The sequence below is a fragment of the Nitrogeniibacter aestuarii genome (genome assembly GCF_017309585.1).
Taxonomy (GTDB): domain Bacteria; phylum Pseudomonadota; class Gammaproteobacteria; order Burkholderiales; family Rhodocyclaceae; genus Nitrogeniibacter; species Nitrogeniibacter aestuarii.
In genome coordinates, this window is record NZ_CP071321.1 from 3,910,778 (window position 1) to 3,930,350 (window position 19,573).

The following is a 19,573-nucleotide window of genomic DNA, read 5'->3' on the forward strand; positions in this document are numbered from 1 at the left end:
GGCCCGAACTCGCTGTCCAGGCCTGTTCTTTCAGAGCTTCTTGGTGTTTCCGGGCTCGAAGCGCTCATAAACCACCGACAGCAACCAGCGCTTCTTGGAACGGCGATATTTCTTCACCACGCCATCGTCACCCATGGCGACCACTCGACAGCTGGCCTTGAGCGCATCGTCCATTTGCAGGCACATGCGCCCCTTGGGGTCGACGTACCAGATGCCCATGCGCTTACGCCCGTTACGCAACTGCCGTACCTGACCATCGTCGGTGTAATAGCTGACCGACTGTGTGTCCGTCCGAACATTCCGCGCGTAGACCGTCTTGCCTGCGAAGAGCGTGCGAATTTCGTCCTCCATGACATAGCGCCCACCCATGAAAGGCATCGACACACACCCCGACAACGCGACTGCCACCGCCCCCGCACTCAACCCAGCTTTCCATTTCAACATCGGATCGATTCCTCCTGGTGTTTGCGGACAGCGTCCTTATGCGCCGCCCTGTCGAAAAATTCGAAGACTTCGAACGTCATCCCGGGCACGCGTGCGCACGCGTCGAAGTCGTGATCGGCACCGGGCAGCAACATCAGCTCATGCTGTCCTTCCACACCGAGCAGTTGGGCGGCATGGCGCATTTCGGTCACCCAGGCCCGGGCACGCTCGACACGGTCGAGCCCCTGGAGTCGATTCACTTCAGCGCGCTGGCGCAATTCAGGGTCGCGATTCACATCGTTCCCGCCCACCATCACCAGGGACGGCACCCGCAGCAACGCGGGTAAGGAGAACCGCGCCTGCTTGAGGCGCGGATTCACACCGATTCCGAGGGGATACGGAAACGCAGGGTTCGGCAGGGTGTACCACCCCGCCGCCCCCATCACCATGGCCTGGACCCGCGCCGGATGAACAAAGGCGAAGCGATGCACGAACTGCGCGCCCCCTGAGTAACCGAACAGGCTCACACGCCGGGTGGAACACCCGGTGAGTGCACTGACTTCATCCAGGATCTCCAGCAATACCCGGTCTGCCCGACGACCGCACCCACTGCGGTTCAGGCGCTGATAATCGGCGAAGCGTTTTCGCCCGAAATACGGCGCCACCAGCACAACGCCCCGTCGCTCGGCCTCTGGCCGGAATGCATGAACCATCTGCGCGGCATTGCGCGAGATGCCATGGACGGTCACGACCACCTGTGCATTCGGACTCAGGTTGCGAGGGATGTACAGCAAGTAGCGCTGGGACGGACGCGTGCGCAAATGTCGCCACTGAGGATCGGCGCTCGGCAAGCCGTCGTGCAAATGTCGCTGAATGCCGGGATCTGCCATGCTCACGCCTCCACCCGTCGACGCAAAGGCAGCACCTGTCCTGCGCGGGCGGTGTGCGTCAGTCGCCCATCGATGCCGAGATACAGCATCTGATCAGCGCGATCGAACCTGCTTTCAGTGTGGGACACCCAGAGGACGGTCCCCGGGTAAGCCTCCAGCATGGCGTCGATGAGCGATACGCCATCGCCGTCAAGCACGCCGTCGATTTCATCCAGCAAGAGCACCTTCGGGGCGCTGAGCAGCGCACGGGCGAGCATGATGCGCACGCGTTGCCCGGCAGACAGATTCGCACCGCCATCGGTGATTCGATGCAAGCGCCCCTCCGGCCACTGCGACACCAAGGCGTCGATGCCGCACCAGCGTTCCACTTGCGCCCGCCATGTCGGGTCTGGTCGCCGACACGCATAGGTCAGGTTGTATTCCACGGTCCCGCGCAGCAGCGGCAGATCCTGGCTGACAAGGCCGACCTGGCGGCGCAGATCGCGCAGGTGAAGCTGCCCGATATCATGTCCGTCAAGAAAAATGCGCCCCTGTAGCGGCTCCACCAGCCGCACTAGCGCCGCGAGCAAGGTCGACTTCCCTGTTCCGTTGGCCCCGACAACGGCCACGCGCCCGCCTGCGGGCAGGGTCGCGCTCGCGTCCTGCACACTTCCGGGAAGACTCAGCCCCTCGAAACGGATGCTGCCTTCCGCCTCAGAGACGCGCACCGGCTCTGCCACTTGTCGAATCCGGCCCTTGAGCGCAAACAGATCATCGATTTTCCGAGCCGATACCCGGTAGCCATGCCAGTACTCAAGCACGCGCCCCAAGCCGCGCAACTGCGGCATCAGGATGCCGACCGTGGTCATCGCTGCAACCACCATGCCCACACTGGCAGCGCCCGCCATGACCTCAAGCGCACCGATGAGCAGCACGGCGGAATACGCCAGCAGCGCGCCGGACTCGGCAACCCCGCGCGTCAGACCGGCCCAGGCCATTCGCGCGACGGACGCCCGGCGCACCGCCGACAGATTGCGCCGCATGCGCCGCTGCTCGCGCAGGCCTTGTCCGCACGCGTGAATACTGCTGATGGCAAACACACGCTCATTGATGAAGGCCGCCAACCGGGAGGTACGACGTCGCGTCTCGAGGGTCCGTGGCCGCAGGCCCTCGCCCACCCGCCAGGCAGCCAACACGCCGGCCACCAGACTCAGCGCCAGGCCGACGGCCAGCCAGACTGACTCGGTGGCCAATACGATCAACACGCCCGTTGCCGTCATGCCGGTCACGATCAGCCGCGCCAGTCCGAGGCTGATCCAGCGCCTCAACGCCCCCATGTCACCGATGAATCTCAGGGTCAGGCCACCACGGTGTCGCGCCTGTAGCGCACGCGGTGACAGTTTCAGCAGATGGGCGAACAGTCGAGCTCTGAGGACCTCAACGTAAGACTGCCCCAGCTGTTCGGCAAAATGCGCATGCGCATACTGCACCCCAGGCCCCAGCACGGCCAACCCAATCAGGCCGGCGCCGACTCCCAGCATGTGATCGCCCTGCAACCCCTGTGCGGCAAGTGCATCGAAAACCCACTTGACGGTCAGCATCAAGGCCACTGCGAGGCTTGTCTGTGCCAGGCCGACCACGATCAGCGCCGCCAGATAACGCTTGCGCTCTCCCGACAGGATGGGCGGCCGACGAGGCGGGTTCATCAGGCCGCCACCGCCCGCGGCTGGCACTGACGTTCAAGCTTGAGGACATCAGCAATGCCAGGGTCGCTCAGCGCCATGGTGTGGATCACTGGCACCCGGATCGCTTCGCCTGCTTCCCGAATCGCCAGCGGTGCACTGGTGAGCACGCCAGACACCGCCAGCAAGGGCAGGCCCAGCGTATCGAGCACCGACACGCCGGCCATGGCGCACAGTGGATCGCCGGCCGCCAACAGGACACCATCGACCGTGTTGGAGAAACAGGCCGACCGGATCAGTGCCGCGGTTTCCTGCTGGAGCAGACCGTCTGCCACTTCGAGCATCACCACGTCGTTTCCCGGCGATGCGGCCGCCGCCAGATCGCTCACGAGCGCCTCGACCACATCGACCGGTTGCTGGTAGGTCGTCGCAACCCCCAGGTCGGAGAAATCCAGCACCGTCCGGGCGCCAGCATCGCGAAACTGATTGACGTCCCGGGGTGACGCCGTGCCGGTGGCCTTGACAGCGCCGACACGCCACCCGGCGCGGGTCAGCCCGCGGATCAACTGCGCCGTGACGGTCGTCTTTCCCGCATCCATGGTGGAGCCGAGCACAGCAATGGTCAGAGGGCGGCGGCCCGACGTGCGCACCGGCCCGATCCCGTAGTTGCGCAAATTCAGCGGCGTACCCGACGCATCAGTCACCAGTCCGATGGGCGTGATGGCGGTCGCACGGCTCATGCGCTGATGCGCGCTCAGGACGTCTCCTGCCACACCGCCGGCCGCCACCAGATGGCACGGGCCCAGGTTGCCTGGCACCACCGCTTCGAACTGGTTCATCGCGTATCGAGCCCCGTAAGCGACAATGATGGTGTCGCCCTCGTAGAGCACCACGCGACGCCCCTGGGCGGTTTCGAGCCCTTTGTGCTGACCGATACGGTCAATCCGCGCCAACACCAGATCACCGCTTCGGGGCGTCATTGCGCCAGTGCTGATGCCACGGATATGCTCGCTCGGCACATGGCGGCACGAGTACGCAATGTACGCATCCTGGGGGCGAAAATGGGTCCTTAACGCGCTGGGCGTCTCAAGGTGCAACCGGGTGCCATCTCTCAGATCGTTTTCGCTCATCATCGGGTCTCTCCGGATCAACTCGCCCCTGGCGGGCGATGTCCTCTAGAACATGATTGAGCGCCAGCTTTATTCCCCAACCTTAAGTGCCCCTTAAGAGAAATGCCTCATCAAGGGATGCTCGCACCAGTAACAGACTGTTTTATATATATTTTTTTCACACCCCCGAAATCCACCAATAAATCTCTAAATGTTGTCGGGCGCTGCAAATCGAAAAAAACGCCAGGCGCGGCCCCACCCTCACCGGGGTCGCGACCATCGGTCAATCGAGCGTCGTATGACACCGGCAGGCGATTCCGGATAAGCTGCCCCTCTCCCCGAACCACCCTCGGAGTCCTTATGCAGGCCTACCAGCTCACCCCGGGCGAATCCATCGCCAGCCTCCGTCTGATCGACGCAACCGAACCCACGCCGGGCGCCCACGACGTCACCGTGGCAATCAAAGCCGTCTCGCTCAACTTCAGGGATCTCATGATCGCGGCCGGTCACTACCCGGTGGGCAGCGACGGTCCGGTGGTTCCCTGCTCGGACGGTGCAGGCACCGTGATCGCCGTGGGCGATGCCGTGACCCGATTCAAGGTGGGCGACACGGTCGCCGGCAGCTTCTTCCCCGACTGGATTGCCGGGCCCCAGACGGCAGCCGGCGTGGCGCGCTCCCTGGGGGCGAACATGCCCGGCATGTTCGCCGAGCGCGTCGTCCTGCCGGAGACGGCCCTGGTCAAGGCGCCTGCCCACATGAGTGCAGTCGAAGCCGCGACCCTGCCCTGCGCCGCGGTCACGGCCTGGAATGCCATGTTCGATCTTGGCCAGCTCAAACCCGGCCAGCGGGTCTTGCTGCTCGGCACCGGCGGGGTGTCCATCTGGGCACTGCAAATGGCGCATGCCGCAGGACTTGAGACGCTGATCACTTCATCGAGCGACGATAAACTCGAACAGGCCCGCGCCCTGAGCGCCAGGCACACCATCAATTACCGCAACACCCCCGAGTGGCAGGACGAAGTGATGGCCCTCACCGGCGGGGAGGGCGTTGATCTGGTCGTCGAAGTCGGCGGTGAAGGCACTCTGCGCCGATCGGTCAACAGCACACGCGTGGGGGGGCTGACCGTACTCATCGGCGGCGTCAGCGGCTTCGGCGGGGATTTTGATCCGCTTGGCGTCATTCTCGGCGCGCGTCGCATGGCCGGGATTTTCGTCGGCAGTCGCGCCATGTTCGAAGACATGAACCGCTTCCTCGAGATCACCGGCATCCGACCGGTGATCGACAAGGTTTTCCCGTTCGCCCAGGCACAGGACGCCTACGAGTACATGAGTGCAGGCAAACACTTTGGTAAGGTGGTGATCGAGGTCGGCGCCTGAATCACGAGACAGACCCGGCATGAAAAACGGCGCCCACGGGCGCCGTACTTTTCTGACTCCGTCCTTCAGAACGGAATGTCGTCGTCGAAATCACCAAAACCACCGCCAGAAGACGACGGGGCCGGCGCACTACCGCCCTGCGCAGGCGCCTGGCGCGGCGCCGGGCGGCTGCTCTGGGCAGGCGCACCGTAATCATCACCACCGCCCATGGGCACGTCGCCACCTTCACCGCGGCCACCGAGCATCTGCATCTCGTTGGCGCGAATTTCGGTGGTGTAGCGGTCCTGACCGTTCTGATCCTGCCACTTGCGCGTGCGCAGGCTGCCTTCCACATACACCGGACGACCTTTCTTGAGATACTGCCCCGCGATCTCGGCCAGCTTGCCGAAGAAGACCACGCGGTGCCACTCGGTGTTCTCACGCTTCTCGCCGGTCTGCTTGTCGCGCCAGGTATCGGTGGTGGCGATGCTCACATTGCAGATCGCGTCACCCGACGGGGCGTAGCGGATTTCAGGATCGCGGCCCAGGTTGCCGACGATGATGACCTTGTTGACCGATGCCATTCAGATTTCTCCTCCGATGAGTTGGCGCAGGCGGGCTTCATCCCACCGGTCCAGATTCACTTTCAAATGCGCCATACGCGCTTCAGTTTCGATGACCGCCTCGCGCACGCCGGGCAGATCCACAATCTTCGCACGAAGCGCCTCGATGTCCACCCCGTCACCGATGGGATAACTCTTCGACGCCACCTTGGGTGGCGGCAACATGGTCGCCGCTGCGGCGAACCAGAGCACGGCCAGCACTGTGGTCAGGATGAACACGCTATCGGCACCGACGTGCTGGTTGAGCCAGCCCCCCAGGCTTGCCCCCAGGAACAACCCGAGGGCCTGCGTGGTGTTATAGACCCCCAAGGCGGCACCCTTCGCATTGGGCGGCGCCACGCGCGACACCAATGAGGGCAGGGTCGCCTCAAGAATGTTGAACGCCACGAAAAAGAACACCAGCCCGAGGGCAATCGGCCACAGCCCGGTGCGGCCGAACAGGAACCCGACCTGCGTGAGCGCCAGCAGGACGATTGCGCTCATGAAGATGGGCTTGAGCCGGTTCTTGCGTTCGGCCACGATGATGGCCGGCACCATGAAAAGGAAGCTCACCAGCACAGCCGGCAGATAGACTTTCCAGTGCGAAGCCACCGGCAGCCCGCCTTTGGCCACCAGCGCCGCCGGGATCACCACGAACATGGCCATCTGCACCAGGTGCAGGGTGAAGATCCCCAGGTTCAGGCGGAGCAACTGGGTATTGCGCAGCACGCCTTTGAAGCGAACCGGCTTGGCCTCCACCTTGGGCGGATTCGGCACCACGCGGCGCAGCACGACGATCGCCAGCAGGGCCAGCCCGGCGGTCAGCCAGAAGATCCCCGACATGCCAATCGCGGCATACAGCACGGGCGCAGCCACCAGCGACACGGCAAACACCATGCCGATACTGGATCCGATCATGGCCATGACCTTGGTGCGATGCTGCTCCCGCGTGAGATCCGCGGCCAGCGCGGTCACAGCGGCAGAAATGGCGCCCGCCCCCTGAATGGCACGCCCGGCGATCACCCAGTAGATGTCTGTGGACATGGCGGCAATGGCTGACCCGACGGCAAACAGCAGCAGCCCGGCAATGATGACCGGCTTGCGCCCGAAGCGGTCGGAGGCCATGCCGAAGGGAATCTGCAGACAGGCCTGGGTCAGCCCGTAGATACCCAGCGCGAGCCCCACCAGCGTCAGGCTGTCACCCCCCGGCAGGCCCCGCGCATGAATCGCGAACACCGGCAGGATCAGGAACAGCCCGAGCATGCGCAAGCCGAAGATGCCCGCGAGCGAGGCGCCGGTTCGGCGTTCAGCAGGAGTCATCTTTTCAGGCTGTGTCATGGGAAAAAACGGAACTTGGTCAGGGCGAAGCGAGTTGCGTATATTAGCAGGTTGCGCCGGCCCGAAGCAGCGCAACAGAACCACGGCGGCCGCCCCACCGGACGGCTACGAACCACGGAGCTTCCGCCCGCTATCCGCGGGTGCACATCAGGTCATGGACGATATTCGAATCCGCGGGGCACGCACCCATAACCTCAAGAACATCAACCTGGATCTGCCGCGCAACCGGCTGACGGTGATCACGGGCCTGTCGGGCTCAGGCAAATCCTCACTTGCCTTCGACACCCTGTACGCCGAGGGGCAGCGTCGTTATGTGGAGTCGCTTTCCGCGTACGCCCGCCAGTTCCTGCAGCTCATGGAAAAGCCGGACGTCGATCTCATCGAGGGGCTGTCGCCGGCCATTTCGATCGAACAGAAAGCAACCAGCCACAATCCGCGCTCGACCGTGGGCACCGTGACCGAGATTCACGACTATCTGCGCCTGTTGTACGCACGCGCCGGCATCCCGCATTGTCCCGACCACCCGGAGCATCCGCTCGAGGCCCAGAGCGTGAGCCAGATGGTCGACCATGTGCTGTCGCTGCCGGACGAGACCAAGCTCATGATCCTGGCGCCGGTAGTCAGCGGTCGCAAGGGCGAACAGCTCGAACTGTTTGCCGAACTGCGCGCACAGGGCTTCGTGCGCGTGCGGGTCAATGGCGAGGTGTTCGAACTCGATGCCGCGCCAAAGCTCGACAAGAACAAGCGCCATGATGTGGATGTGGTCATTGACCGCCTCAAGGTCCGGGCGGACGCCCGTCAGCGGCTGGCCGAATCTTTCGAGACCGCGCTGACCCACGCCGAGGGGCGCGCCATCGCGCTGGAGATGGACAGCGGCGACACCCATCTGTTTTCCTCGCGCTTCGCCTGCCCGGTCTGCAGCTTCGCCCTGGCCGAACTCGAACCCCGTCTGTTCTCCTTCAACAACCCGGCCGGCGCCTGCCCGAAATGCGACGGTCTCGGCCTGATGGAGTTCTTCGATCCGACCCGGGTGGTGGCACACCCGCACCTCTCGCTCGCCGGCGGCGCCATCAGGGGCTGGGATCGCCGCAACCAGTTCTACTTCCAGATGCTCACCTCGCTGGCACGGCACTACACCTTCGACGTCGAGACCCCGTTCGATGAATTGCCCGAGAGCGTGCGCGAGGTGGTGCTGTACGGAAGCGGCCGCACGACCATCGCATTCAACTATCTGTCGGACAGTGGCCGCGCCGTGCTCAAGGAGCATGCCTTCGAAGGCATCATTCCCAATCTGGAGCGGCGTTTTCGCGAAACGGACTCGATCACCGTACGGGACGAACTGGCGAAATTGCGCGCCGAACAACCCTGCCCGACCTGTGGCGGCACGCGGCTGCGGGCCGAGGCACGTCACGTGCGCATCGGGGAGCGCAACCTGCCCGAGGTCAGTCAGATGCCCCTGGCCGAGGCTGCCCGGTTTTTTGACTCACTCGAGCTGTCGGGGCACCGCGCACAGGTGGCAGACAAGATCGTGCGCGAGATCACCAGCCGCCTGCAGTTTCTCATCAATGTCGGCTTGAACTACCTCACCCTCCACCGCTCCGCCGACACCCTGTCGGGCGGAGAAGCACAGCGCATCCGGCTTGCCAGCCAGATCGGCTCCGGCCTGACCGGCGTCATGTACGTGCTCGACGAGCCCTCCATCGGCCTGCACCAGCGTGACAACGACCGCCTGCTCGGCACGCTCAAGCGCCTGCGCGACATGGGCAACACGGTGATCGTCGTCGAACACGACGAAGACGCCATACGGGCGGCCGATCACGTGGTCGACATGGGCCCGGGTGCGGGTGAGCACGGCGGCGAAGTGATTGCCGAAGGCCTGCCGGAAGACATCGCGCTCGATGAGGCCTCTCTGACCGGCGCCTACCTTTCCGGACGGCGAACGATTCCGGTCCCCGCCCAGCGGACCGAGCCGCAGGCCGACCGGCAACTCGAACTGATTCATTGCCAGGGCAACAATCTCAAGAACGTGAGCGTCTCCATCCCGGTCGGCCTGCTCACGTGCGTGACCGGCGTGTCGGGCTCGGGCAAGTCCACGCTGATCAACGACACGCTCTATGCCGTTGCCGCAAAGCATCTCTATGGCTCGAATACGGACCCGGCACCCCACGAAACCATCGAGGGGCTGGCCTTCTTCGACAAGGTCATCAATGTGGACCAGTCGCCGATCGGCCGCACGCCGCGCTCGAACCCGGCCACCTATACCGGCTTGCTGACCCCCATCCGCGAACTGTTTGCCGGGGTGCCCGACGCCCGTGCCCGCGGCTACGGGCCGGGTCGTTTTTCATTCAACGTGAAAGGCGGCCGCTGTGAGGCTTGCCAGGGTGACGGCCTGATCAAGGTCGAGATGCACTTCCTGCCCGACATGTACGTGCCTTGCGATGTATGCCACGGCAAGCGCTACAACCGGGAAACGCTCGAAATCCGCTACAAGGGCCGCACCATCCACGACGTGCTCGAGATGACGGTCGAGCAGGCACTCGACTTCTTCTCGCCGGTGCCGGTGGTGGCGCGCAAGCTGCAGACGCTCATGGATGTGGGGCTGGGCTACATCCGCCTCGGCCAGAGCGCAACCACCCTCTCCGGTGGCGAGGCCCAGCGCGTCAAACTATCGCTTGAACTGTCCAAACGGGATACGGGTCGCACACTCTACATCCTCGACGAACCCACCACCGGTCTGCACTTCCATGACATCGAGCTCCTGCTCGGCGTGCTGCATCGGCTGCGCGACCATGGCAATACCGTGGTGGTGATCGAACACAACCTTGATGTCATCAAAACCGCAGACTGGCTGCTGGATCTCGGCCCGGAAGGTGGCGACGGCGGCGGCACCATCGTGGCCACCGGCACCCCTGAGGACATCGCCGCCACGGCAGCCAGCCATACCGGCCGCTATCTGGCGCCCTTGCTCAACAAGGGGCATTGAACCCGGCACGTGCTTACCTATGACGAAGGTTGTAAGTGCTTGTTTCGCAAACAGCCGGTCATGCATCAAATCCTGCCGATCAGCGGCCTGAACTGGTGTGTACGCAGCGCCGTGCTAGCGTCCAGTTACCCCTCTTTTTTTTGAGCCTTGATCCCATGCCCGAAAACGCCTTGCCGGAAGACCCGAACGAGCGTTACAACAATCGCCTGGAGCGTCGTTTGAAGGTGCTTGAACTACTCGAGCAGGCCGGGTTTGGCCTTTATCTGCCGCCCGATGGCAAGCAGCGCAAGGACGCCGTCGACAAACTCGCACGTCTGATCGCAAGACAACGCGAACTGCCCAAACTGTCCCGGGCCACGCTGGATCAGGCCAGCGCCCAGCTTGAAAGCCGCCTTGAAGCCATGCAGAAGCACCTGCCCACCGACGTGCAATACAGGAACCGCATCCGTAGCCGGAACGACTGGTAAGCGCTACGCCGGCCGGCCCTGATCTGCTGGCTCGGGCATGGCGACCTCCAGCCGGCCGCTGCGCACATGCAGATCGCGCTGCGGGAATGGAATCTCGATCTGCGCGCCGCTCAGCGCCGTCTCGACAGCCCAAAGGTATTTGGCGAGCATCCGTCCGGGCGCCCGGACGCCGGACTCCCCCACCCAGACCAGCAGTTCGAAATCGAGCGAGCTTTCGCCGAAACTCACCAGCCACACCTCCGTCTGGTGAGTCGCATCTTCGACGGTGTCCTCGATTGATCGCGCGGCCTCAAGCACCACATCCCGCACCATGTCCTTGTCGGTCCCGTAGGCCACACCGAAAGGGACGCGAATCCGACGCAGCGAATCACCGAAGGTCCAGTTCACGACACGCCCGTTGATGAACTCGGAGTTCGGCACGAGCACGTCAACCGCATCATTGGTGATGATCCGGGTGTAGCGCATGTTGATTTCGGCCACGCGCCCCATGACGCCGGACTCCAGGTCGACGAAGTCACCCACTTTCAGGGTTTTTTCAAGCAGGATGATGATGCCCGAGATGAGGTTGCTGAAGATATTCTGCAACCCGAAGCCGATGCCGACACCGAGCGCGCCGCCCATGATGGCCAGAGAACCGAGATCGAAACCGATGAAACTCAGGCCGATCACCGAGCCGATGATCCAGATCACGTAGCGCATGATCCGGCCCAGCGCATACAGCGCCGAGTCGCTCATGCCGGTCTTGCGGCCAGACGACAGGCGAACCATGGTCCGCTCGATCATGCGCGCCGCCCACCAGGACAGAATCAGAATCAGCACGAGACCGACTATCCGCATCGCGTTGACGTCGGTTTCACCCACCGAGAAAAGCGGGGTATTCAACCAGCGGATGAGCTGATCCAGCGACAGTTCCAGATTCATCGGACGTCCTGTTGCGAAGCGTGTCCGTCAGACCGTGAAAGCGTGTTCAGAGTTCGGAGAATGGCTTGTCCGCCGCGTCGACCTTCACCGACATGGTCGACGCAAGCGTCTGGAGATCATCCCGCAAGCGGTCAAGGATGTCGTCGGGCAAGCGCCCCAGCGCATCGGGCAGAAGACCGGCCACCGGTTCGGGCGCCTTGGCCAGCACCTCGCCACCAGACTCGGTCAGATAAAGATGCACGACCCGCTGGTCACGCCTGGAACGCTCTCGACGGACCAGGCCTGCGCGCTCGGCCTTGGCCACCAGATTGCTCGCGGTCGACGGATGAATCGCCATGGCCGCCGCCAGCTCGGTGACCCGGATGCCGGGCTGGCGCGACACGGTCGCCAGCGCCCAGACCTGGGCACCACTGGCGCCGCATTGACGTTCGATATTCTGGAGGTGGTGGCGTACTGCGGCGTAAATGGAGCGAAACAGCCGCAGCGCCTCATGTGCGGAGGGGTTCAAATCAGACCGCCGATCTCGAGGTTGTCGCAGACCGCCGATCATAGGCGCGCGCGGGACACGCGTCCAGCATCGGGATCCTCAGCGATCGACAAATCCGTCGGGATTGAGGGATTGCCAGCGCCAGGCGTCGTCGCACATCTGCTCGAGACCGAAACGAGCCCGCCAGCCCAACTCGGCCTCTGCCCTCGCGGGGTCGGCAAAGCAGGTGGCGATATCACCCGGACGGCGCGGCGCGATCTTGTACGGCACAGGCCGGCCGGATGCCTTCTCGAAGGCCTTGACCACATCCAGAACACTGTAGCCTTGCCCGGTGCCCAGATTCACCGTCAGCACGCCATGGCCTGACATCAACTTCTCCACCGCGCGCACATGCCCCTGAGCGAGATCGACCACATGAATGTAGTCGCGTACGCCGGTGCCGTCATGGGTCGGGTAGTCGTCACCAAACACCTGAAGCTGGGGCAACCGGCCGATGGCCACCTGGGTGACATAGGGCATCAGGTTGTTGGGAATGCCGTTCGGATCTTCGCCAATGCGCCCCGAGGCATGCGCCCCCACCGGATTGAAATAGCGCAGCAGCGCGACATGCCACTGCGGATCGGCCGCCGCAATGTCACTCAGGATGTATTCGAGCATCCACTTGGTCCGCCCATAGGGGTTGGTCGGCCCGGTGGGGAAATCTTCACGTATGGGCACCGACGACGGATCACCATAAACGGTCGCCGAAGAGCTGAATACGATCCGTTTCACCCCCGCCTCGGCCATCACCTCGGCGAGCACCACGGTGCCGCTCACATTGTTGTCGTAGTACGCCATCGGCTGGCTGACCGACTCGCCGACTGCCTTGAGCCCGGCAAAATGAATGACCGCGTCGACGGCATGCTCGGAAAAAATCTCGGCAAGGCGGGCCCGATCACGGATATCGGCCTCATAGCGCGCTGTCAGCCGCTGTCCCGAGATTTCCTCCACCCGGTCGAGCGCGACCGGCTTGCTGTTGCAGTAGTTGTCGAGCACAACCACCTGATGACCGGCTGCCAGCAGTTCTACGCAGGTATGCGAGCCAATGTAGCCGGCGCCGCCCGTCACAAGGACACATGCCATGGTACTTTCCATTCCGTTACGTCAGGGTTCCCCGATGATAGCGCGCCCGACCCGCAATCACTGCGACAAAAAATGAAAAAGGCCGCACGAGGGCGGCCAGATTGGGGTCCCGGGCAGGAGGTGTCAATGATGCTTCATCTGCCCATGAGTCATGCCCCCGGCAGCAAGCGCACGGACCGGCGCCGCCACTGTCTGCTCGACGAGGCCACCGTCAGCCGTTTCGAGCTGCAGGGTGATATCAACCTGATCCCCTTCTGCGAGTGGTGCCTTGAGCCCCATCAGCATGATGTGATAACCGCCGGGTTTGAGCTCCACCGGCTCGCCGGCCGGCAGATTCAACACGTTGATCGGGCGCATCTTCATGATGTCGCCCTCCATCTTCATCTCATGAACTTCGGCCACGCTGGCTGCGGGGCAACTCGCGCCCACCAGGCGCATGTCAGCCGGGGCGGTCAGCGTCATGAAAGCCCCCGTCGCCTTCTGCGCTGCCACAGTCCCTCGCACCCAGGCCCCCATGACCTGCACCTCTCCGGCCCAAGCCACGGAACTCATCCATCCCGCCATCAACAGGGCCAACCCAGCCATTCGCCGCATTCCGAAGCTCCTTGCCTAGCAAAAGCCACAGCTTAGCGGCTACGACGCTGGAGCGCATGCGACCCGATGTCGCAGCGGCTTGGCGCGAACGAAGATCGGGGATAATGGCTCGGTGAGCTTCGACACGACAATCTCCCTACCCTCTGCCGCCATCGCCAATCCATTGCAGCGACTATTGTCGATGCGATGGCTCAGCATCTTCGTCATGCTGATGGTCGGGGTGGGCGCCGAGCCTCTCTTCGGCATTCGTGTACCGACGCTCGCCATCCTGGTCATTGGCACGGCCCTGACCGCCTGGAATCTTTTCGCCTACCGGACCCAACCCGCAGCTACAACCAGCACGACGTTTATGGAGTTACTGGTCGATCTCGCCGCGTGGGCGAGCTTTCTCTACCTCACCGGCGGCGCCACCAATCCGATGGCGTCCATGCTGCTACCCCTGGTCGCCGTCGGCGCCACGCTGCTTCCCATGGCACAGGCCTGGCTGCTCGCGGGCATTTCAATCTCAATCTATGCAACGCTCTGGTTTGCCCACCGACCGCTGTATCTGCCCAACCCCGATCAGGCCGCCATGTGGCACCTGGCGGGCATGGAGGCCACCTTCGCCGTCTCCGCAGGCGTGGTCGTGTGGTACGTATCGCGACTGACGCAAGCCATTCGGCTACGCGACCAGACACTGGCTCATGCACGTGAGCAAGCACTCCGGAACGAGCGCATCCTGGCACTCGCCAACCAGGCGGCGAGCGCCGCCCATGAGCTGGGAACGCCGTTGGCATCGATGCGGCTACTCGTCACCGAGCTGATTCCATCCATGCCCGACGCCAGCACTCGCGAAGACCTTCAGCTGGTTGATCAACAGATCGAACAATGCAAGACGATTCTGTCGCGCCTGACCGAGGTCGCAGGTCGCGCACGTGCTCGGGAGCAACGAAAGCAGCCCGTCGGCGAATGGATCGCGCAGCAAGTGCAGGCAGTTCGTGTCCAGCGACCTGACGCCGACGTGGCCCTAAGGGCGCCGGCCGAGAATCCGGCGATCGTTGCAGATGCGGCGCTCGACCACGCCCTGCATAACCTGCTGACCAACGCACTTAAGGCGGCGCCTGATACGGCAATAGATATCGAAGTCGTGCTCAGGGGCAATATCGTCGACATTCGCCTCATGGATCGGGGCCCTGGCATACCTGCCGGCGTACTCTCGAGCACCCTCCCTTCCGGTCGAAAGACCCTGCCGGGCGAGGGCTTGGGCATCGGTCTGTTACTCACCCACACGGCAATCGAGTCGCACGGGGGCTCGTTGACCTACCAACGGCGGCCCGGGGGCGGCACAATCGCCATCATGACACTCCCCACCGTCGCCCCATGAACACCGACTTTCACCTCAAAAGGGTCTTCATTATTGATGACGACCCCACGTTCAACCGCATTCTTCAACGCGCTCTGTCGAATCGCGGCATCGCCACCGCCGGCGCACAGAACGCTGACGGCCTCGCGCAGACACTCCACACATTCAAACCGGATGCGGTCATCCTCGATCTCAACCTGAACGGCCACTCAGGCCTTGAACTCATAGACACCATAAGGAAAGCGGTGCCAGGCGCGAGAATTCTCGTGCTCACGGGGTACGCGAGCATCACCACGGCTGTCGAGGCAATCAAACGCGGCGCCTACCAATATCTGGCCAAACCCACAGATGTGGACAGCATCCTTCGGAGCCTGGAAAGTCCGTCGGACGAAACGGCGGGCGGAGAGTTGGAGGCCAAACCCATGTCGGTCGGCCGACTCGAGTGGGAGCATATTCAACGCGTCCTGGCCGAACACAATGGCAACATATCGGCGACGGCGCGCGCACTCAAAATGCATCGGCGCACACTGCAGCGAAAACTCGCCAAACGACCGGTAAAGACCTGAGCACCACCCCTATGGACAAGTTACGACTCGACAAGTGGCTGTGGGCGGCGCGGTTCTTCAAGACGCGCTCTATGGCGACTACGGCCATCGATGGCGGCCGCGCACACCTCAACGGGTCCCGAGTCAAGCCGGCCCACACGGTTCATATCGGTGACGAAGTAGAAATCACACGCGGGCAGGATCGAATCACTGTCCGCGTCATTGCCTTGTCGGACAAACGCGGCCCTGCCCCAGTCGCGCAGGCGCTCTATGAAGAGACGCAGCAAAGTGTTGACCGGCGAGCCCAAGCCAGTGCCGCACCGGTCGAATCCGGCCGCCGTGGGGGACGACCGACAAAGCAGGACCGGCGTCGCCTCGGGAAAGTGCGGGGGTTCAACGACCTGTAGATAAAACAAAGCCGGCCCAGAGGCCGGCCTTGTTATTGCTACTTTTTACCCGACTCAGGCAGCCTGCCCCTCGGCAGCGGGTGCTTCCACCGGAGCCTCGGACTCTTCCGGCCGGTCAAGCAGCTCGACATACGCCATCGGCGCATTGTCGCCATCACGGAAGCCGAACTTCAGGATTCGCAGGTAGCCGCCATTACGGTTGGCATAACGCGGACCCAGCTCGTCGAAGAGCTTCACAACCATCTCGCGATTGCGCAGACGATCGAAAGCCAGACGACGGTTGGCCAGTGACGGCTTTTTGCCCAGCGTAATCAGCGGCTCGACGACGCGACGCAGCTCTTTTGCCTTGGGCAGGGTAGTTTTGATCGCTTCGTGTTCCAGCAGTGAGTTCGCCATGTTGCGGAACATCGCTTGGCGATGCGAACTCGTGCGGTTCAGTTTGCGAAGACCGTTACGGTGACGCATGATCTTGTTCCTCTATCCTGGCCGATCAACCGAGCTTCTCAAGCCCGGCCGGCGGCCAATTTTCCAGTTTCATGCCGAGGGTCAGGCCGCGGGAGGCCAGCACTTCCTTGATCTCGTTCAGCGACTTGCGACCGAGATTCGGCGTTTTCAGCAGTTCGGTTTCCGTCCGCTGGATCAGGTCACCGATGTAATAGATGTTCTCGGCCTTGAGACAGTTGGCCGAACGAACAGTCAGTTCGAGGTCGTCGACCGGGCGCAGCAGCACCGGATCAATAGCCGGCGCCTGAGCCTGCTCTTCTACAACCGGCGTACCTTCCAGATCGGCAAATACGGAAAGCTGATCCACCAGTACGCGTGCAGCGTAGCGAATGGCCTCTTCCGGATCGACAGCTCCATTGGTCTCGATATCGATGACCAGACGGTCGAGGTCGGTTCGTTGCTCGACGCGAGCACTTTCCACCTTGTAGCTGACGCGACGCACCGGACTGAACGAAGCGTCCAGCATGATGTGCCCGATGGCGCGAGACTCGGCACTCGTCGGACGCTGGTTGGCAGGCTGATAGCCCCGGCCTTCCTCGACCTTGATCTGCATGTCCAGTTTGCCACCCGGGGCCAGGTGAGCAATCACGAAATCGGGATTGATCACTTCAACGTCGTGAGTGGTTTCAATATCACCCGCCGTCACGACCCCTTCACCATCTTTGGTCAGACGCAGCGTGGCTTCGCCACGATTGTGCATCTTCAGTACCACACCCTTGAGGTTGAGCAACAGATCAACCACGTCCTCGCGGACGCCATCCAGAGTGGAATACTCGTGCAGAACACCATCGATGCTCACCTCGGTAGCGGCGCAACCTGGCAGCGACGACAGCAGGATGCGGCGAAGGGCGTTGCCCAACGTATGACCGAAACCGCGTTCAAACGGCTCCATGGTCACACGCGCGTGCACCGGGGAGAGGCTTTGCACGTCAATGATGCGAGGTTTCAGCAGTGCGTTGCTTTGCATCAGCAGTCCTTGGTTCGCAAATTACGACAATCCGCAATTAGCGGGAATAAAGTTCGACCACCAGACCTTCGTTGAGGGTCGCAGGCAGTTCGGCGCGTTGCGGATAAGCTTTGAAGGTACCCTTGCCAGCCTTGACATCCACCTCGATCCACTCAGGAAAACCGCGACCTTCCGCAGCCTCGAGAGCAGCCTTGACTCGCAGCGTGCCACGGGTGCTTTCCGTCAGCTCGACCACGTCGCCCGGCTTCACGTTGAAGGACGGAATATTCACACGGCGCCCGTTCACGAGGACGCCATTGTGACGGACCACCTGGCGCGCTTCAGCACGGGAAATACCAAAACCCATGCGGTATGCGACAGAATCCAGACGCCCTTCGAGCAGCTGAAGCAGGTTTTCACCGGTCTGCCCCTTGCGGCGATCAGCTTCCGCGTACACCTTGCGGAACTGACGCTCAAGCACGCCGTAGAGGCGACGAATCTTCTGCTTCTCGCGCAGTTGCACGCCGTAACCAGACATACGCTGACCGGAACGTTGACCATGCTGACCCGGCGCATACGCGCGGCGCTCGATAGCGCACTTGTCGGTAAAGCACTTTTCGCCTTTCAGGAAGAGCTTTTCGCCCTCGCGACGGCACTGGCGGCACTTGGGATCAAGATTGCGAGCCACGTTTTACTCCTTGTTAGATACGGCGCTTCTTGGGCGGCCGGCAACCATTGTGCGGAATCGGTGTGATATCGGTGATGCTGCTCACCTTGATACCCAGCGCATTCAGAGCACGCACGGAAGACTCACGGCCAGGGCCCGGGCCCTTGATGCGCACTTCCAGATTCTTGATGCCGCATTCCTGAGCAGCCTTGCCAGCCGCTTCGGCAGCCACCTGGGCTGCGAAAGGCGTGCTCTTGCGCGAGCCCTTGAAGCCAGCACCACCAGCGGTCGCCCACGACAGGGCGTTACCCTGGCGATCCGTGATGGTGATGATCGTGTTGTTGAAGCTCGCATGAATGTGAGCGATGCCTTCGGCAACGTTCTTTTTGACCTTCTTGCGAACTTTGGTAGCAGTCTTAGCCATATATATTCTCTATCACTTCTTGCCGGCAATCGCCTTGCGCGGACCCTTGCGGGTACGAGCATTGGTGCGGGTACGCTGACCACGACACGGCAGGCCACGACGGTGGCGCAGGCCGCGGTAGCAGCTCAGGTCCATCAGGCGCTTGATGCTCATCGTCACTTCGCGACGCAGATCACCTTCGACGACAAACTGACCGACCGCTTCACGCAGACGCTCCATGTCGGTCTCGGTCAGATCCTTCATCTTCGCGGAACGCTCAACGCCTGCCGCATCGCAGATTTGCTGCGCGCGGGTACGGCCGACACCAAAAATCGCAGTCAGTGCGATTTCGGCATGTTTGTGATTGGGAATGTTTACCCCAGCAATACGGGCCATCCGATCACCCCAGAAAGCTAAACTTTAAATTATAACCTTGACAGCCGAAGCCATCAACCTTGGCGCTGCTTGTGACGCGGGTCCGTGCAAATCACACGAACAACGCCCTTGCGGCGAATGATCTTGCAGTTGCGGCAGATGCGCTTGACTGAAGCCTGCACTCTCATTTTGATACTCCCGTAAATTCAGTTACTTGGAGCGGAAAACAATCCGCCCTTTTGTCAGGTCGTACGGGGTCAGCTGCACAGTGACACGATCCCCGGGCAAAATCCGGATGTAATGCATACGCATCTTTCCGGAAATATGCCCCAGTACTTCGTGGCCGTTTTCCAGACGCACCCGGAAGGTCGCGTTCGGGAGGTTTTCAAGCACCTCCCCCTGCATCTCAATGACGTCTTCCTTCGCCATTA

23 protein-coding genes are annotated in these 19,573 nt (G+C 62.5%); 6 read left to right on the forward strand and 17 right to left on the reverse strand.

The genetic code is table 11. The annotated features are described in order from the left end of the window. Positions 1–30: 30 nt before the first annotated feature. From J0W34_RS18065 to J0W34_RS18080, 4 genes are read right to left on the reverse strand one after another with little or no spacing between them, the layout of a single operon-like run. A complete protein-coding gene (locus J0W34_RS18065; protein WP_227816648.1) occupies positions 31–444 on the reverse strand; it encodes a hypothetical protein in 414 nt (137 codons plus the stop codon). Then, a complete protein-coding gene (locus J0W34_RS18070; RefSeq protein WP_230969707.1) occupies positions 438–1,313 on the reverse strand; it encodes an alpha/beta hydrolase family protein in 876 nt (291 codons plus the stop codon). Before J0W34_RS18070 ends, J0W34_RS18065 begins: the two co-directional genes overlap by 7 nt. Positions 1,314–1,315: 2 nt before the next feature. Continuing rightward, positions 1,316–2,998, reverse strand: coding sequence for an ABC transporter ATP-binding protein (locus J0W34_RS18075; protein ID WP_230969708.1), 1,683 nt, complete (start codon positions 2,996–2,998; stop codon positions 1,316–1,318). Then, positions 2,998–3,954 (reverse strand): molybdopterin-guanine dinucleotide biosynthesis protein MobB, encoded by a 957-nt coding sequence (locus J0W34_RS18080; protein WP_230969709.1) that lies wholly within the window; start codon positions 3,952–3,954, stop codon positions 2,998–3,000. The genes J0W34_RS18075 and J0W34_RS18080 overlap by 1 nt, the downstream gene beginning before the upstream one ends. Before the next feature lie 489 nt (positions 3,955–4,443). Between J0W34_RS18080 and J0W34_RS18085 the strand changes: the two genes are divergently transcribed. Further along, entirely contained in the window at positions 4,444–5,460 is a 1,017-nt protein-coding gene (locus J0W34_RS18085) for a zinc-dependent alcohol dehydrogenase family protein (RefSeq protein ID WP_230969710.1), read from the forward strand. Between the two features lie 65 nt (positions 5,461–5,525). Here the strand turns inward: J0W34_RS18085 and ssb are convergent, their stop codons facing one another. Both ssb and J0W34_RS18095 read right to left on the reverse strand, forming a co-directional pair. After that, positions 5,526–6,023 carry a single-stranded DNA-binding protein gene (ssb, locus tag J0W34_RS18090; RefSeq protein WP_227816653.1) on the reverse strand — a complete coding sequence of 166 codons (498 nt, stop codon included), beginning with the start codon at positions 6,021–6,023 and terminating at the stop codon, positions 5,526–5,528. Beyond that, the gene (locus tag J0W34_RS18095) at positions 6,024–7,361 is read right to left on the reverse strand and encodes an MFS transporter (protein WP_230969711.1); all 1,338 of its coding nucleotides are present in this window, start codon (positions 7,359–7,361) and stop codon (positions 6,024–6,026) included. 172 nt (positions 7,362–7,533) lie between these two features. On the opposite strand from J0W34_RS18095, the gene uvrA reads away from it, so the two are divergent. Beyond that, on the forward strand, positions 7,534–10,362 hold the full coding sequence (gene uvrA / locus J0W34_RS18100; RefSeq protein ID WP_230969712.1) for an excinuclease ABC subunit UvrA: 2,829 nt from the start codon (positions 7,534–7,536) through the stop codon (positions 10,360–10,362). A gap of 155 nt (positions 10,363–10,517) precedes the next feature. Further along, positions 10,518–10,829, forward strand: a complete 312-nt coding sequence (locus J0W34_RS18105) for a hypothetical protein (RefSeq protein ID WP_230969713.1) — start codon at positions 10,518–10,520, stop codon at positions 10,827–10,829. Between the two features lie 3 nt (positions 10,830–10,832). Here J0W34_RS18105 and J0W34_RS18110 read toward each other — a convergent pair whose 3' ends face one another. From J0W34_RS18110 to J0W34_RS18125, 4 genes are all read right to left on the reverse strand, one after another. Beyond that, positions 10,833–11,750 (reverse strand): mechanosensitive ion channel family protein, encoded by a 918-nt coding sequence (locus J0W34_RS18110; protein WP_227816657.1) that lies wholly within the window; start codon positions 11,748–11,750, stop codon positions 10,833–10,835. Between the two features lie 46 nt (positions 11,751–11,796). After that, a complete protein-coding gene (locus J0W34_RS18115) occupies positions 11,797–12,258 on the reverse strand; it encodes a MarR family winged helix-turn-helix transcriptional regulator (RefSeq protein WP_230969714.1) in 462 nt (153 codons plus the stop codon). A gap of 78 nt (positions 12,259–12,336) precedes the next feature. After that, the gene (gene galE, locus J0W34_RS18120) at positions 12,337–13,359 is read right to left on the reverse strand and encodes a UDP-glucose 4-epimerase GalE (RefSeq protein WP_230969715.1); all 1,023 of its coding nucleotides are present in this window, start codon (positions 13,357–13,359) and stop codon (positions 12,337–12,339) included. A 123-nt stretch (positions 13,360–13,482) separates the two neighbouring features. After that, positions 13,483–13,911, reverse strand: coding sequence for a copper chaperone PCu(A)C (locus J0W34_RS18125; RefSeq protein ID WP_230969716.1), 429 nt, complete (start codon positions 13,909–13,911; stop codon positions 13,483–13,485). A 223-nt stretch (positions 13,912–14,134) separates the two neighbouring features. Between J0W34_RS18125 and J0W34_RS18130 the strand changes: the two genes are divergently transcribed. Genes J0W34_RS18130 through J0W34_RS18140 form a run of 3 tightly spaced genes read left to right on the forward strand, consistent with a single transcriptional unit; the run spans position 14,135 to position 16,247 of the window. Then, positions 14,135–15,316, forward strand: coding sequence for an ATP-binding protein (locus tag J0W34_RS18130; RefSeq protein ID WP_230969717.1), 1,182 nt, complete (start codon positions 14,135–14,137; stop codon positions 15,314–15,316). Next, positions 15,313–15,861 carry a response regulator transcription factor gene (locus tag J0W34_RS18135; RefSeq protein ID WP_230969718.1) on the forward strand — a complete coding sequence of 183 codons (549 nt, stop codon included), beginning with the start codon at positions 15,313–15,315 and terminating at the stop codon, positions 15,859–15,861. The genes J0W34_RS18130 and J0W34_RS18135 overlap by 4 nt, the downstream gene beginning before the upstream one ends. A gap of 11 nt (positions 15,862–15,872) precedes the next feature. Continuing rightward, a complete protein-coding gene (locus J0W34_RS18140; protein ID WP_227816663.1) occupies positions 15,873–16,247 on the forward strand; it encodes an RNA-binding S4 domain-containing protein in 375 nt (124 codons plus the stop codon). A 54-nt stretch (positions 16,248–16,301) separates the two neighbouring features. Here the strand turns inward: J0W34_RS18140 and rplQ are convergent, their stop codons facing one another. From rplQ to infA, 7 genes are read right to left on the reverse strand one after another with little or no spacing between them, the layout of a single operon-like run. Then, positions 16,302–16,712 (reverse strand): 50S ribosomal protein L17, encoded by a 411-nt coding sequence (gene rplQ / locus J0W34_RS18145; protein WP_227816664.1) that lies wholly within the window; start codon positions 16,710–16,712, stop codon positions 16,302–16,304. A 25-nt stretch (positions 16,713–16,737) separates the two neighbouring features. After that, the gene (locus J0W34_RS18150) at positions 16,738–17,718 is read right to left on the reverse strand and encodes a DNA-directed RNA polymerase subunit alpha (RefSeq protein WP_227816665.1); all 981 of its coding nucleotides are present in this window, start codon (positions 17,716–17,718) and stop codon (positions 16,738–16,740) included. Positions 17,719–17,755: 37 nt separating this feature from the next. Then, entirely contained in the window at positions 17,756–18,385 is a 630-nt protein-coding gene (rpsD, locus tag J0W34_RS18155) for a 30S ribosomal protein S4 (RefSeq protein ID WP_227816666.1), read from the reverse strand. A gap of 13 nt (positions 18,386–18,398) precedes the next feature. Continuing rightward, positions 18,399–18,788, reverse strand: coding sequence for a 30S ribosomal protein S11 (gene rpsK, locus J0W34_RS18160; RefSeq protein WP_227816667.1), 390 nt, complete (start codon positions 18,786–18,788; stop codon positions 18,399–18,401). Between the two features lie 12 nt (positions 18,789–18,800). Continuing rightward, positions 18,801–19,163 (reverse strand): 30S ribosomal protein S13, encoded by a 363-nt coding sequence (gene rpsM / locus J0W34_RS18165; RefSeq protein ID WP_227816668.1) that lies wholly within the window; start codon positions 19,161–19,163, stop codon positions 18,801–18,803. A gap of 53 nt (positions 19,164–19,216) precedes the next feature. Continuing rightward, positions 19,217–19,330, reverse strand: coding sequence for a 50S ribosomal protein L36 (gene rpmJ / locus J0W34_RS18170; RefSeq protein ID WP_011767118.1), 114 nt, complete (start codon positions 19,328–19,330; stop codon positions 19,217–19,219). A 22-nt stretch (positions 19,331–19,352) separates the two neighbouring features. Then, the gene (gene infA / locus J0W34_RS18175; RefSeq protein WP_173767272.1) at positions 19,353–19,571 is read right to left on the reverse strand and encodes a translation initiation factor IF-1; all 219 of its coding nucleotides are present in this window, start codon (positions 19,569–19,571) and stop codon (positions 19,353–19,355) included. Positions 19,572–19,573 lie beyond the last annotated feature (2 nt).